Origin of the sequence: Streptomyces sp. NPDC059256 (assembly GCF_042753785.1) — a bacterium.
Lineage (GTDB): Bacteria > Actinomycetota > Actinomycetes > Streptomycetales > Streptomycetaceae > Streptomyces.
In genome coordinates this window covers 1-14163 of record NZ_JBHYZO010000030.1, presented here as the reverse complement: position 1 = coordinate 14163, position 14163 = coordinate 1, and the positions used below count along the sequence as shown (strand labels likewise).

Below are 14163 nucleotides of genomic sequence, written 5' to 3'. Positions count from 1 at the left end.
TCGTGCGCGGTGCGAGCGGGTGGGGCCCGCATAGAGGCCGGTGGTCCGCTGGACGGTAGGGCGGACCAGGCCATGTGCCTGTCACAGACCCGAGAACGGCGATGGCCATCGCCGTTCTCGGGTCTGTTGTTTGTGTTCGCCGCGCGTCCGTGCCCGGTGCTGGCCCGTGTGCGCATGACGGAGGGGTCCGGGGCCCCTCTCCTTGTGGACAACAAGCCTTCGCTTGCTGCTCGTTGATCTCGGAGCGGTATCGATCCCTTCGTCCGCCTGATGCGGTAGGTGCCGATCTGATTATCTTGTCCATTCTTGAACAATCACGTTCCCCAGAGTCCGCTTTGGCCATGCCCGCATACCCGCCGCCCGTCGGCCCGCCCCCGCCCTCCAATCAGCTCAACGGGAAGCAGAAGGCCACCCTCGGTTGTGGCGGGTTGCTCTTCTTGGCCCTGGTCATCGGGCTCATCGGATCCGCGATCTCCCCCACCCCACGAACCGTCACCAAGTCCGTGGCGGGGCCCGCGGTAACGAAGTCGGTGACGGTGACCGTCACTCCGGAGGTCAAGGCACCTGGGACGCCGACTCCGTCGAAGAAGCCGACACCGGTCGCCACCACGAAGGTCGCCGCGACACCGGCCGCGAAGGCGGTCACGACACCAGCAGCGATAGCGAGCCCGATAACGAAGCCGAAGCCGAAGACGACTCCGAAGAAGCCCGCTGCGCCGACGGCCGCCGCGAATGTGGAGACCAGGACCCTGCCCAACTTTGTGGGGCAGCAACTCCAGGCGGCTCAGGACGCGGCTCAGGCCGCGGGCTTCTATCTGCTCACCTCGCACGACGCGACCGGTGCGGGCCGTATGCAACTGCTGGACCGGAACTGGAAGGTCTGCTCCCAGAGCCCCGCTCCTGGATCGGTCGATCCATTCGAGACGGTCGACTTCGGAACCGTCAAGATCGAGGAGTCCTGCCCGTGAGCAACCAGTACCCTCCCCAACCGTACGCACCGACTCCGCCGCCCGCTCCGGGAGCTGGCACCTCGCTCGACGGGAAGCGGAAGACCCTGTACGGCTGTGGCGGCATGGTGGCCATCGCCTTTGTGCTCGCACTGATCGTCGCGGCGTGCGCACCCGATGAAGTGGTGAAGACCAAAGCCGTCCCCGGCCCCACGATCACGGTTACGCGCACCGTCACCGCCCCGCCCCCGACGCCCCCGGCAACTGCAACGACTCCTGCAACCGCAACAACGGCACCGTCTCCCGAACGCGAGGAGGCCGAGCCCAACAAACCCAAGCCCAAGCCAAAGCCCAAGTCGACGCCGAAGACAACCGGTTCCGGTGGGTCCACCAGCACGGGCGGGGGCGGTGGGAACGTCTACTACAAGAACTGCACGGCGGTTCGCGCCGCGGGTGCCGACCCCATCCGGACGGGCGATCCCGGGTACGGCTTCCACCTCGACCGGGATCGCGACGGTATCGCCTGCGAGTAGGGCCCAGCCGGGCGGAAACACACGGTGGACGACCGGTACGGGGGCGAGACCCCACCCTCGTACCGGTCAGTCGTCCGTGGTCTCGGGGCCATGCGCCTCACCAAGCCCGTGTCACCCGTGCCCTGTTGTGGGCCGTCAGACGGTCGGCGTGCCGGCACCTGCCGGGGGCGCATCAGACCTGTCGTCCCAGGAAGTTGAGCAACCGCGTCTGAGGGGCGGCATCGGCAGCGGAAGAGTACTTGGCACCGAATGCGCCCGGTACTCGAATGTCGTCGTCCTCGGGGACCAGTATCGCCATCGCGACCGATACCCCTTCGGCATCCAGGGTTTCACCCTGCCCGGTCGCCCTGGCGAGATCCCAGGTGTGAATCAACGTGTCCGCGCACGCCATGCGTTTCACGAATTCCTCGAACGGAATGCATCCGAACTCTTCACCCAGCAGGGTGTTCGCCCTCTTCTGATCGTACAGAGAGGCTTTGACAGCACCAGAAGCCGACTGCCACGCCCGGAGCAGGTCTTCGTCAGGGCCAGGCGGGCCGTAGGCCGAATCGTCGAGTCCTGCAACGGCTCTCCGATGGTTGGAGATGACGTGCGCGGCGACGTCCCAGGCAGTCCAACCTGGACAGGGGGAGGGCAGATCCCAATTCTCGGGCGGGCAGTTCTCGATGAGATGTCCAAAGCGGTAGGCGATGCGCCCGTACAGGTCTTGGATGCTGGATTCCATTGCTCTCCCCTGCTTTCCCGGATTGCTGACGCTGGTGCTGGAGCGAATGCTCTTTCGGAAGGAACATGGCGCTGATCGAAGGGGCCTGGTGCCCCACGTCGAGCGGGGGCAGGCCGGGGGAGTGGGTAACGGGGTTTCGCCCGTCCGGACGGTCACAGTTGTTCCGAACGGTGATCGCCCAGTCGTGCGGGAGATCACGGTACCGTCCCCTGGTCCGCTGATCAGGGCCTTCCGGGAAGCAGGCAGGACCGAGGCGATAGCGGCAGTGGCGGTGAGGGGCGGTGGATCGGGCGGCTTCGAGGGGGAGGCGTCAGGGCGTACGGGGAGTTCGGTGCTGTACCCGTAGGCCGAGAGGTACGTCGGCTCGACGGCACCGATGGCTCGGCGATCGCAGGCGACACGACGTCGTTGTCGCACGGAAGCGAACGGAAGCGATCGAGGGCGATCGGGAGCGATCGTGGTTGATCGGGTAGCCGCGATCCGGTCGATCGGATCGCGGCCGAAGACGATCCCTAGCCGTAGGGCAGCGATGCCGCCAGGTGCTCCCACGCCGTGTGCACGTGCTCCCCGACCATCCCCAACTGGGTGATGACCGCGACGCAGCGCCCGTCCTCGTCATCGAGCTCGATCGCCGAGGTCGGGCCGTGCGCTGCCGTGGAGCGGACGAGATGGCAGGCACGGACGCCCGCGAGATCGATCTGCACCGAACTCTCCGCGAACGCCGCGAACACCCTTCCGCCGACGGTCTGGTCGGTGACGTGCACCCGACCGCTGTACGCCTGCATGGCTGCCGGGGCGAACACCGCGACGCCGATCGGCAACCCGGCGGAGCAGACGTGCTCCAGCACTGCGGGCAGGACGCCGACATCAATGGCGCGGTGCTCACCGCGGTACCGGTCGAAGCTCGCGCGCCGGGCTGCGCCACCGTCCACGAGGATCGCGTCGAGTTGCGCGAGTTGGTCGCCGTCCTCCCACGCAGGCGACTCGGGGACAGTAGCCCCCTTCGTGAACAGCGCCCCGATGTCAGGCGCACCGGCGAGAGAGACCAACAGCCGGTCCCCCTCGGAGAGCAGCTCCCCCTGGTGCACGGTCCGGCCGCTCGCGTCGAGCAGTCGCAGAGCGACCGCGCCGGAGCTCTTGTCCCGTACGACCAGGGCCGATGCGACCCCTTCGCCATCGACGCGCAGGGCGATCGAGCCCGGTTGGACGGTGAATGCTTCGCCGCGCAGGCTCGGAACCGCATAGTTGCCGGCCTGCTCGATCCGTGCGACCGGCCCGCCCGTCACCGCCTGGACGTACTGGAGCAGCGTCAGACAGCGCGCGAGTTCCGGCATCCGCGGGTCGATCAGCCGTACGGTGCTGTTGCGTCTGCCGCAGAGTTCCTCGAAGGCGCACTGGCCCTCGCCGCTCCCGTGCTCGGGATGGTGGTTCGTCATGCTCAGTACACATCCCGTACGTAGCGTTTCGCCCGGCGCAGATCCGCCAGGTATTGTGCCGCATCCTCGTTGCCACGTCCGCGCTGTTCGGCGATCACACCCAGCAGCGCCGTCTCGACGTCCTTCGCCATCCGGGAGGCGTCGCCGCAGACGTACACGTACGCGCCGTCCTCCAGCCATCCGTACAGCTCGCGCGACTGCTCGCGCATCCGGGTCTGCACATAGACCTTCTCGGCCTGGTCGCGCGAGAACGCGAGGTCGAGCCGGGTGAGCACGCCCTGCTCACCGAGTCGGGTGAGCTCGTCCTCGTACACGAAGTCGGTGCCGCGGTGCTGGTCGCCGAAGAACAACCAGTTGCGTCCGGTCGCACCCCGCGCGGCGCGCTCGTGGAGGAAGCCGCGGAACGGCGCGATCCCGGTGCCGGGGCCGATCATGACCATCGGGGCGTCGTCGTTCGTCGGGACGCTGAAGGAGGTGTTGGGCTGGAGATAGATGCCCACGGTCCCTTCCGTGGCCGTGGAGGGCGAGGCGTTCGCGGCGACCTCCCCGATCCGGTCCGCGAGATAGGTGGAGGCGACTCCTTCGTAGCGGCGGTCCGGGCTGCCGTACCGCACGGACGCGACCGTGAGGTGGATACGGTCCGGGTGGGCCAGCGGACTCGACGAGATCGAGTACTGCCGCGCCTGGAGCGGCCTGAGGAACGGCAGCAGTTCATCGAGTCCCGGTGCGGCGGACCCGGCGTCATGGAGCAGGTCGAGCAGGTCCCGTCCCCAGAGCCAGGAGTCGAGGTCGGACCGGTCGCCGTGTGCGACGACCGACGCCAGGTCGCTCGACGGCGCCCGCTCGACCAGGTCGGCGATGAGGTCCTTCGAAGGAGTGCGGATCTCGCGTTCGGTGCGCAGCACATCGGCCAGCGGTCGACCGTCGACATCCTCCTCACCGCTCGCACCGAGCTGCGTCAGGAGTGCACTGACGAGCGCGTCGTCGTTGACCGGCAGCACGGCGAGCGCGTCCCCCGCCGCATAGGTGATGCCGCTGTCGCCGAGGTCGAACTCGTAGTGGCGGATCTCCTTCGCGCTGCCCGGCGCCGACAGCAACTCGTTCACCACGAGCCGGGAGCGGTACGGGTTGCGCTTGTTCCAGGGGGAGCGGGTCTTGGGCGTGGTTCCCTTCGCACCGGCCGTGTCCCCGCCGTCCACCGGGGCTGGTGTACTCGTCGCCGTCGCCCCGGTCTCCGCGGCGAGCAGATCGAGTACCCCGGTCGTCCAGGCCGCGGCGGGCTCTTCGAAGTCGACGTCGCAGTCGACGCGTCCGTGCAGACGGGCGGCGCCGAGCTGCTCCAGACGGGTGTCGATGAGCTTCGCGGCCCCGCAGAAGTCGTCGTAGCCCCGGTCGCCGAGCCCGAGGACCGAGTAACGCAGACCCTCCAGCCGCGGTGCTCCATCGGCCTGGAGCGCTTCCCAGAACAGTCCGGCGTTGTCGGGCATCTCGCCCTCGCCGTATGTGGAGGTGACGATGAGCAGGTGGGACATGGCGGTGAGTCGCTCGGGCGTGATGTCGTCGAGCGCGGTGGCGATCCCACCGAGGCCACGGGCACGGGCACCGGCGACGATCTCGCCGGCGAGGAACTCGGCGGTCCCGGTCTGGGTGCCGAACAGGACGTCGATCGTCGCCACGGGAGCGTCGTCGGCCGTGGCGTCCTGCCGACCGGCCGCTGCGATGCCGGCGATGAACCCGGCGAGCCACGCCTCCTGTTCGGCGGAGAACGGGGCGTCGGCCGGGATGAGGGACCCGGTCGGGGACATGAGCGTCACGTGGTCACCGCTTCGGTCGGGGCGGGCGGGGTGCGGCGGCCCGCGGAGGCGGCGATGTCGGCGAGTGCCGCGGTCGCGAGCAGTTCGTCGAACCGGGCGGCGCGGACACGGCCGGCGTTCTTGTTGTTCTGGTGGATGATCCAGCCGTAGGTACCGGGGGCGTCCACACTGAGGTTGTTCCGCTGCCTCAGCGCACACTTGTAGTCGTCCAGGCGCTTGATCGCGATCAGCGTGGCGAGCTCGTCGTCGTTGAACCGCTCAAGGGTGCCGCGCAGGTACTTCACGACGCGCTGCTTGACGAAGAAGTCCTCCGTGAGGACGAGGTTGCGGACGGCCTCGGCGACCCGCGGGTCATCCGGGCCGAGCGCGCCGGGCACCCGTTTGAGCGCCAGGTCCTGCGCGACGCCGAGCACCGTGTACGACGACAGCAACGAGAACATGTCGTCGCCGCCCTGGTCGCCGAGCGCGGGGGCACGGCCGCCGAGCACGGTGCGGCGGTCGCGGTAGTCGACCTTGAACGCCCGGAGCTTGTCCGTCGCGATCGAGTTCGCGAGTTCGTCGAGGAGCTCGGTCCTGGTCGCCGCCGCGAGGATCTCGGACGCGTCTTGGTACAGCAGCAGCGCCCGTGGCATCCCGCAGTAGACATGGCGCCGCTCTCTCGCCCAGTCGTCGAGCAGTCGGGCCGCGAGCGGGGAGCCGGTGGCCGCCAGGTGCCATTCCAGGAGGAGCCGAACGGCTTCCTCGTGGAAGGTGCCGTGTTCGGTGTCCGTCACCGGGAACACGAGCAGGGAGTCCGCGCTCACCTTGCCGGGGAGCTCTCCCGTCGGGTCGTACTGGTACAGGAACCCGCCGCTCATGCCGTTGCCGAGGCCCTTGCCGAAGCCACCGAGGTTGAGCACGGTACCGCCGGTCATGTACTCGCAGCCGAAGTCGCCGACGCCCTCGACGACCGCGGTAGCCCCCGAGTTCCGCACGGCGAACCGGTCACCGGCCTCCCCCTGTACGAAGGTCCGGCCGCCGGTCGCACCGAACAGTGCGAAGTTCCCGATGAGCACATTGCCGCCGCGTTCGGTGTCGCCGCCCCCCGGGGCGCGGACGACGATCCGGCCGCCGCTCTGGCTCTTGCCGACGCCGTCGTTCGCGGTGCCGGTGTGTTCGAGCGTGATGCCGTCGTTGCAGAACACTCCGTACGACTGGCCGGCGGACCCGGTGGTGCGGATCCGGACGGCGCCGTCCACGAGGCGACGGCGACCGCGGTCGTCGGCCGTGACGGCCGGTGCGCCGGCGAGGTCGTCGGCGTCGAGTTCATGGTTGAGGAGCCGTTCGATGTCGATTCCGAGCTGCCCGCCGACCGACTTGTCGCTGTTGCCGAGGTGGATGCCCTCGATGAGCGCGGTCGCCTCGCGCCGGTCGACGAGGGCGGCACGGACGTGCTCGATGAGGGCGTCGTCGGTGGTGAAGTCCTTCTCCAGGTACTCCGGGTCCTCGACGACCTTCTCGGGCACATGTGCGAGGAGATGGCGAACATCGAGGCGCCCGATACTCGCGGGGTGGTCGAGCAACTGGAGCAGATCAGTGCGTCCCCGCGCTTCACGCAGGGACCGCAGCCCCAGGCGGGCGAGGATCTGGCGGACATCGTGCGCGATGTTGAGCAGGTACTGCGCGAGTGCACGCGGATCGCCCTCGAACGCCTCGGCGTTCGTGGTGAGCCCGGCCGGACACTTCACATTGCAGTTCTTCGCCATGACGCAGCCGAGCATCATCAGCGCGGTCGTGCCGAACTCGAAGCTGTCGGCCCCCAGCAGTGCCGAGGTGACGACATCGCCGCCGGTCTGGTGCGCGCCGGAACAGCGCAGGACGACCTTCTGCCGCAGTCCGTTCGCAACGAGCGACTGGTGCACTTCGGCGACACCGATCTCTGCCGAACGCCCCGCGTACTTGAGGCTGGTGACCGCCGCGGCGCCCGTGCCACCGGTGTTCCCGGCGACGTTGATCACATCCGCGCCCGCCTTGGCGACGCCGACCGCGATGGTGCCGATGCCCTCCGATGAGACGAGTTTGACGATCACCCGCACCCGCGCGGCCTTGCAGTCGTGGATGAGCTGTGCGAGATCCTCGATCGAGTAGGTGTCGTGGTGCGGCGGAGGGGAGATGAGTTCGATGCCCGGGGTGCCGCCGCGCGCCGCCGCGATGTCGACGGTGACCTTCGGCGCGGGCAACTGGCCGCCCTCGCCCGGCTTCGCACCCTGCCCGATCTTGATCTCCAGCTCCTGGAGCATCGGGTCGGCGAGGTAGCCCGCCCAGATCCCGAACCGGCCGGACGCGAACTGCTTGATCCGGGAGCCGCGGATGGTGCCGTACCGCGAGTGGTGTTCGCCGCCCTCGCCGCTGTTCGACATGCCGCCGACCATGTTCGTGCCGTGGGCGACTGCCTCGTGCGCGGTCGCCACGAGCGCGCCGTGGCTCATCGCGCCGGAGGCGAGCGCACGGGTGATCCGGTGCGCGGGCTGCACCTCGTCGAGCGGGACGCTCTCGGGTGCGCTCTCGAAGAGCGCGAGGAGCCGTGCGGCGGTGCCGACGGCCGTGACGAGGACCCCATCGGCAGCGACGTCGAGCGTCTCGACCTCGCCGGGGTGCGCGAGCGCCAGCCCGGCGGCGAGCGCGGCGTGCCGCTCGGCGCCGTCCGGGCCCGGGGCGGCCAGGTACAGCCGGACGGTCATTGCGCCGCCCCGCTCCTCTTCGCCCGTGGGCGGCTCCGCCACGGATGCCACCACACCGCGGACCGTGACGCTCGCATTGCCGGTGGTGGAGAACCGGCCGAGCTCCCGGGCGAAGTCCTCGGGGGTGCGCAGCGCCGTGACGTCCGCGGGCAGGGCGAGCACATCACGGAGCGCGGAGGGGCGCCGAAGGCGCTCCTCGTGTGTCGTCCGCAGGAAGGCGCGGTACCCGGGCGTGATCCGGAACGCGTCGATCTCGGTGTCGTCCAGCGCGGCGTACCCGGTGTTGCGGTACGCGGCGTCGGTGATGCCGAACGCGTCGTCGAGCTGGCCGAGCGTCAGGAGGCGCAGTGCGTCCGAGTCGTCCGGCCTGCCGAACTCCGGCCGCTCCTCGGTCATACCGCCGAAGCCACGCACGGCCGTGACACCGAACGAGTGCCCGGCGCCGTCCGACCGCTCCTTGAACAGGCCGAGCAGTGGGATCTGCTGCTCGGTCTCCACCGTACGGGCCTGCTCGTGCCAGTCCGTAGCGGTCTGTGCGATCCGGGCGAACCCGACACCACCGACCGGGGCCTGCATATGAGGGAAGGTCCGCGCGAACACATCGTCACGGGTGTCGAGGTAGTTCGGTTCGAAGAACTCGCCGCCGATGTAGCTCTCCGCGGTGCACAGCCCGACGCGCCCCATCGTCTTGGCGAGGGACTTCTCGGCCGCCTTGCGGAACCGCGCCAGCGCCCGGTCGGTCTCGGTGATCTCACCCGCGGGTGCCGGGGCGCTCGGGTGCTTCTCCTCGGCGCGCAGACGTGCGCTGAGGCTGTAGACGGCCGATGCGCCGAAGCCGAGCGCGGTCGCGACGTGGTGTGAGGAGGCCAGTTGACCGCTCTCCGCGACGATCGACACGCGCAGGCGCAGCCCGGTCTCGATGAGGCGCTGGTTCACCGCGGCTACGGCGAGGATCACCGGCAGCGGCGCACGCGTCGATGAGATCGCCCGGTCGCTGAGGAGCGCGATGCCACCCTGCCTGGCGGCGAACCGCTCGACGTCGTCGCAGAGCCGTCCGAGCGCGGAGCGAAGGGCGTCCGCGTTCGCGGTCACATCGCCGGAGACGGGCTCGTACAGCATGTCGAACCGTGCCAGCGGCACGATCTGCTGGTCGCGCAGCCGGACCATGTCGAGGTGGCCGAGCACGGGCGAGTTCACCACGAGCTGCCGGCCGTTCGTGTTCCCGGTGCCGTCGGGCTTCGGGCCGAGTGCGACCCGCATGCTCATTCCGTCGGCCTCGCGGATGCTGTCCAGCGGGGGGTTGGTGACCTGGGCGAAACGCTGGGAGAAGTACTTCGCCATGCCGCCCTCGGTGTCGCTGAGCGCGTTGATGGCGTTGCCGTAGCCCATGGCCGAGATCCGCTCCGACCCATGGGCGAGCATCGGGTCGAGCATGAACCGGAAGCTCTCCTGGTTCAGCGAGTACGCCACGTACCGGCCGGCGAGGGTCAGATCGCCGTCGTACCCGAGCGTCTTCGTACCGCGCACGTAGGCGGGCGTCGGCAGATCGTCGAGGTTCACCCGGGCCGCGGTGAGCAGTTCGGAGTACGGCCGGCGTGCGGCGAGGGCGTCGAGCACCTCGCCGGTGCGCATCCGTCGGCCGGCGCGGTGGTCGACGACGAGCATGCCGCCCGCCTCGATGCGGCCCCGGTGCACGACCTCGTCATCGGGGAACGCGACCTGCCCGGCCTCCGATGCCACCATGAGGTACTCGGCGGTCTCCACGGTGCGCAGCGGGCGCAGTCCGAGCCGGTCGAGCCGGGCGCCGATGACGTCTCCGTCGCTGAAGATCACGGCCGCCGGGCCGTCGTTCTTCTCCTCGTACAGCGAGAAGTACTCCAGCATGTCCCGGACGGCGGCGGGCAGCGTCCGGTCGTTCTCCCACGCGGGCGGCATGAGCGACACGACGGCCTCGACGATGTCCAGACCGTCGTCGAACACACGGCTCTGCAAGGTCTGGTCGAGCCGGCTGGAGTCCGACTGCCCCGGCGGACGCACGATGCTCCGGGTGCGGGCGCGGGCGAGTGCCTCGTCGGACAGCCGGTTCTTGCGGTCGGTGTTGAGCTCCCCGTTGTGTGCCATCAGCCGGAAGGGCTGCGCCATGGTGGGGTGTGGCTCGGTGTTCGTGGAGAACCGGGTGTGGAAGTAGAGCGATCGGACGGAGTGCCGTGGATCGCCGAGGTCGCGGAAGTACCCGATGACCTCACCGGAGTTGAGCCGCCCCTTGAGCACCTGGGTCCGCGCGCTCAGGGAGAGCGGGTACAGACCGGCGAAGGCGTCCTCGGCGTAGGCGACGGCTTCCACGGAGAGCAGGGCGCGGTTGGCGGCCGTGTCGACGTCGGGGCGCTGCCAGCTCTCGGGTGCCCGGAACACCCACTGCACGATGGGCAGTTGGTACTGCTCGGCCACGGGTCGGGCGACGGTGTGGTCCACCGGGACATCGCGGACCAGCAGGACATCGAACCCCTGCTCGGCGATGCTCCGGCCGACGAGGTCCAACGCGCCTTTGCGGCGGTCGGGGTCGGCCGGAACGAAGCAGTTCGCGACGCCGAAGTGTCCGGCCCGCAGTTCCTCGCCGGTGATCGCGCTGAAGAACTCCACCGACAGGTCGACGCTGACGCCGGCGCCGTCGCCGACCCCCTCGGCGGACTTGCCGCCGCGGTGCGGGATCGCGCGGAGTGCTTCGTCGCCCCTGCGGATGACGTCATGGCACGGCACCCCGTCGAGGCGGGTGATGAAGCCGACGCCGCAGGCGCTGTGTTCGCGGGCAGGGCTGTGCAGCCCGAAGGCGGAGTGATTCACGTGGGTCCTGTCGGCGAGGTTCCGGCAGCGGACGGCCAGGCTGCGTCGGTGAAGCGCTCGCCGCGGGCGGACCGTTGTGACGGTCGAGCCCTGAGTGGTGGGAGTGGATACGGTAAGGCTTACCTAAGCCTCGCCGCAAGTAGGTGCCTTCCGCAGGTCGGGACCGGATCGTCAACAGCGGGGCGAATCGCCTTCCCTTGGCCTCGGGGTGAAGGGGCTGCCTCGCCCCGTCGATTGCTTCGTCTGCTTCGTCTGCTTCGACGGCGGGGATGGATCGTTGTTGCGGCCGGCTCTGCCCCTGAGGGAGGACGGAAGCGTGCGAGGGCGGTCGAAGGTGCACGGGGCCCTCTCGACGGATCGGGGCCTGGACTTCAGGGCCGGTGTGCAGAAGCACAACGAGCCCCGTCCGAAGGATCGCGCACCCGCGCTGCCGTGCTCGTCACAACCATCCGTTGCGTTGTGCCTGCAAAGCCATCTGAAAGCGGTTCGCAGCGCCCAGTTGGGCCATCAGGACCTGGAGGCGCCGGAACAGCGTGCGGCGGCTGATCCCCAGCTCACGGGCGATGACATCATCACCCGCACCGCCCGCGAGGAGCCACAACAGACGTCGGTCGGCCGGTGGGAGACCGCCCGGGCGGGTGGTGCGGCCCTGAAACGGCAGCGCGCTCTGCCAGGACAGTTCGAACAGCGCCATGAGCCCCGAGAGCAGACCGCACGGCTGCACCACCAGCATGGTGTTGTGCACATCGGCTTCCTTGATCGACAACGACACCAGGGCGTATGCCTCGTCGATGATCACAAGTTTGACCGGGACCGAAGGCAGTACCCTCGCCTGCTCGCCGGCGCGGACACACGGTTCGATGACGTCCTTCAGATGGCCCGGCTCCTCCAGCGACGCACGCGAGTACACGACGCGCTGCGTCACACCACGGGCGAGCGTGGCCAATGCGTCGTCCGTGGCGCCGGGCAGGGGAAAGTACGGCGGCGACTCGAACTGTCGGATCTGCTCCCGGGCGCTCGCCCAGGCCCGACGCATCCTCGGGCCGATCGCATCGCCGGTGACGACCTCGACGAGGTCGTCGTTGTACGCGGCCAGCCGCTGCCGCCGGAACGACTCGAACGCGCCCCCGACAGCGATGCGCGACTCCTCCACCTCGGCCGCCCGGTGCCGGGCCAGGATCTCCAGACCGGCCGTGGGCGGTACCGGCGCGACCACGTCCGCGTCCGTGTGGGCAGCACTGGCCAGACCGGCATCGACCAGCGCGTCGTAAGCCGTGGCGAGCTCTGCGGCGTCCATGCCGGCCGCTTCCGCGATCGTGATCAGCGGGGCGGGGGCTGTTTCCAGGAGCGTCAGATAGACCCGGGCCGCCGCCTGGTCGAGCCCCAGCAGCCGAAGGGCCTCGCCGAGCTTCTCGTGGTTCATGCGTCCCATTATCGACGTATCCGCCCCCCGCTTTGGCTGATCTGTGCCAGTGGCACTCCTGGGCGCCGAGTGGGTGTGGTGCGAGGTACCTTCCGAAGGCCGCCGACGACCGGGGGCAGCGAGGGCGCGCCCCACCATTGCGCGGGTGAGCCGGTCCTTTCGGCCCCCACGGTCCCTCGCCGGTGACGAACCAACCCAGGGGAAGGTGTACGACATGGCGAAGGGCCGAAAGAACGGTCTCTACTCGGAGATCTCCGAGGAACTGTCCGCGCTGATGCGGACGGGGTGGGCGGACACCGAGCGGCACGATCTGCAACTCGACGAGCAGGCCCCGTACGCGGCCCGCCGTCGCGCCGCGCTCTCGGCGCGCTTCCCCGGCGAACGCCTCGTGATTCCCTCGGGCAATCTCAAGGTCCGCTCGAACGACGACAGCTACCCCTTCCGGCCCTACACGGGTTATGTGCACATGACCGGAGACCAGGCCCGGGACTGCGCCCTCGTGCTCGAACCCCGTGTGGACGGTGGCCATGACGCCTACTGCTACCAACTGCCCCGGGACGGCAGGGACGACAACGAGTTCTGGACCGGCGTCACGGCGGAGCTGTGGATGGGCCGACGGCGTTCGCTCGCCGAGTCGGGGCTCGTGCTCGGTCTGCCCTGTCGCGATGTCCGCACCGCCGCCGACGATCTCGCCGCCGACTCCGCTGTGCCGACTCGGATCGTCCGTGGCATCGATGCGACTCTGGAAGCCGCCGTCACCACGGACGAGGAGCGTGACGAGGAACTGGAAGAGGCGCTCAGCGATCTCCGTCTCGTCAAGGACGACTGGGAGATCGAGGAGCTCCGCAAGGCCGTGGACTCCACCGTGCGCGGATTCACCGATGTGATGGGCGAGCTCTCCGTGGCGATCGCATCGTCCGAGCGGTGGATCGAGGGCACCTTCTTCCGCCGAGCGCGTCTGGAGGGCAACTCCGTCGGCTACGGCTCGATCTGCGCCGCCGGTGACCACGCCACGATCATGCACTGGACGGACAACGACGGCCCCGTGCGCCCCGGCGATCTGCTCCTGCTCGATGCCGGAGTGGAGACCCACACCCTCTACACGGCCGACGTCACACGCACCCTTCCGATCAGCGGAACCTTCACGCCACTCCAGCGCAAGGTCTACGACGCCGTGTACGAGGCCCAGGAAGCCGGCATGGCAGCGGTCAAGCCGGGCGTGGCGTACCGCGACTTCCATGAAGCGTCGCAGCGCCACCTGGCGGCCACACTCGTCGAGTGGGGCTTCATCGAAGGCCCGGCCGAGCGCGCGTACGAACTCGGTCTCCAGCGTCGCTTCACCATGGCCGGCACTGGTCACATGCTCGGGCTGGACGTCCACGACTGCGCGCAGGCCCGGAACGAGGAGTACGTCGACGGCGTCCTGGAGCCCGGCATGGTGCTCACGGTGGAGCCCGGCCTCTACTTCCAGCCGGACGACCTCACCGTGCCCGAGGAGTGGCGCGGCATCGGCGTCCGGATCGAGGACGACCTCGTCGTCACCGAGGACGGTCACGAGAACCTGTCGGCGGGGCTGCCCCGGTCGGCGGACGACATCGAGGCATGGATGGCCAAGGTCGCCGGCTGAGCGTGGCGAACGGTCCGTCCGAAGGGGATGGGGCAGCCCCTTCGGCGGCCGGTGGAGGTGGGCCCCCACCCCCGGGGGGGGGGGGGGGGCAACCCCAA

At 69.4% G+C, this 14163-nt stretch carries 8 protein-coding genes; 3 read left to right on the top strand and 5 right to left on the bottom strand.

What is annotated here, in order from left to right:
- Nucleotides 1–341: 341 nt before the first annotated feature.
- Entirely contained in the window at nucleotides 342–968 is a 627-nt protein-coding gene (locus ACFXJL_RS32435) for a PASTA domain-containing protein (protein WP_384698509.1), read from the top strand.
- Entirely contained in the window at nucleotides 965–1480 is a 516-nt protein-coding gene (locus tag ACFXJL_RS32430; protein ID WP_384698506.1) for an excalibur calcium-binding domain-containing protein, read from the top strand. The genes ACFXJL_RS32435 and ACFXJL_RS32430 overlap by 4 nt, the downstream gene beginning before the upstream one ends.
- Nucleotides 1481–1652: 172 nt before the next feature.
- Here the strand turns inward: ACFXJL_RS32430 and ACFXJL_RS32425 are convergent, their stop codons facing one another.
- From ACFXJL_RS32425 to ACFXJL_RS32405, 5 genes are all read right to left on the bottom strand, one after another.
- Nucleotides 1653–2204 carry a TIGR03086 family metal-binding protein gene (locus tag ACFXJL_RS32425; RefSeq protein WP_358881148.1) on the bottom strand — a complete coding sequence of 184 codons (552 nt, stop codon included), beginning with the start codon at nucleotides 2202–2204 and terminating at the stop codon, nucleotides 1653–1655.
- A gap of 512 nt (nucleotides 2205–2716) precedes the next feature.
- The gene (locus tag ACFXJL_RS32420; protein ID WP_384698502.1) at nucleotides 2717–3640 is read right to left on the bottom strand and encodes a hypothetical protein; all 924 of its coding nucleotides are present in this window, start codon (nucleotides 3638–3640) and stop codon (nucleotides 2717–2719) included.
- A 2-nt stretch (nucleotides 3641–3642) separates the two neighbouring features.
- On the bottom strand, nucleotides 3643–5445 hold the full coding sequence (locus tag ACFXJL_RS32415) for a sulfite reductase flavoprotein subunit alpha (RefSeq protein ID WP_384698629.1): 1803 nt from the start codon (nucleotides 5443–5445) through the stop codon (nucleotides 3643–3645).
- 5 nt (nucleotides 5446–5450) lie between these two features.
- Complete coding sequence (locus ACFXJL_RS32410) at nucleotides 5451–11015, bottom strand: glutamate synthase-related protein (RefSeq protein ID WP_384698499.1); 5565 nt, start codon at nucleotides 11013–11015, stop codon at nucleotides 5451–5453.
- 439 nt (nucleotides 11016–11454) lie between these two features.
- Complete coding sequence (locus tag ACFXJL_RS32405) at nucleotides 11455–12438, bottom strand: LuxR family transcriptional regulator (protein ID WP_384698496.1); 984 nt, start codon at nucleotides 12436–12438, stop codon at nucleotides 11455–11457.
- 214 nt (nucleotides 12439–12652) lie between these two features.
- Here ACFXJL_RS32405 and ACFXJL_RS32400 point away from each other — a divergent pair, with 214 nt between their 5' ends.
- Nucleotides 12653–14065: an aminopeptidase P family protein gene (locus ACFXJL_RS32400; protein WP_384698493.1), complete on the top strand. Its 1413-nt coding sequence runs from the start codon at nucleotides 12653–12655 to the stop codon at nucleotides 14063–14065.
- Nucleotides 14066–14163: the final 98 nt, after the last annotated feature.

Bases quoted from the DNA above. Each gene is read 5' to 3' on its own strand.
- ACFXJL_RS32400 (WP_384698493.1), top strand. From the start codon at position 12,653: ATGGCGAAGGGCCGAAAGAACGGTCTCTACTCGGAGATCTCCGAGGAA.
- ACFXJL_RS32415 (WP_384698629.1), bottom strand. From the start codon at position 5,445: ATGTCCCCGACCGGGTCCCTCATCCCGGCCGACGCCCCGTTCTCCGCC.
- ACFXJL_RS32405 (WP_384698496.1), bottom strand. From the start codon at position 12,438: ATGAACCACGAGAAGCTCGGCGAGGCCCTTCGGCTGCTGGGGCTCGAC.
- ACFXJL_RS32425 (WP_358881148.1), bottom strand. From the start codon at position 2,204: ATGGAATCCAGCATCCAAGACCTGTACGGGCGCATCGCCTACCGCTTT.
- ACFXJL_RS32435 (WP_384698509.1), top strand. From the start codon at position 342: ATGCCCGCATACCCGCCGCCCGTCGGCCCGCCCCCGCCCTCCAATCAG.
- ACFXJL_RS32420 (WP_384698502.1), bottom strand. From the start codon at position 3,640: ATGACGAACCACCATCCCGAGCACGGGAGCGGCGAGGGCCAGTGCGCC.